Source organism: Haloferax profundi, assembly GCF_001469865.1.
Lineage (GTDB): Archaea > Halobacteriota > Halobacteria > Halobacteriales > Haloferacaceae > Haloferax > Haloferax profundi.
In genome coordinates, this window is the sequence record NZ_LOPV01000441.1 from 1 (window position 1) to 335 (window position 335).

1 protein-coding gene is annotated in these 335 nt (G+C 54.9%); it reads left to right on the top strand.

Going from position 1 to position 335, the window contains the following annotated elements; all coding sequences use genetic code 11:
* The coding region (locus AUR66_RS15080; RefSeq protein ID WP_157533146.1) for a DUF354 domain-containing protein at nucleotides 1–335 on the top strand (335 nt) is incomplete at both ends.

Consider the following 335-nt stretch of genomic DNA (forward strand, 5'->3'; position numbering starts at 1 on the left):
TTGCCGACTTTGAGCCGAACGAACACTTCACCGACCAGTTGCCATTCGAGGACTACATCGTCATTCGGCCTGAAGCACTTGACGCAGCCTACGTGGATGCAGACCAGTCGTTGGTTCCAAACCTACTCGAGTTAGCTGTTGAAGATGGACACAACATCGTGTATCTACCGCGTGGGCGTGGCGACGAACATTTCTCAGATGGCTACCCATCGGATGTTGTCTTTACGCCCGAAAACGCGTTAAACGGGCTCGATTTGGCCTGGCACTCCCAAGGTGTGCTGACGGGCTCCGGAACCATGGCACGGGAAGCAGCATGCATGGGAAAACCTGCAGTC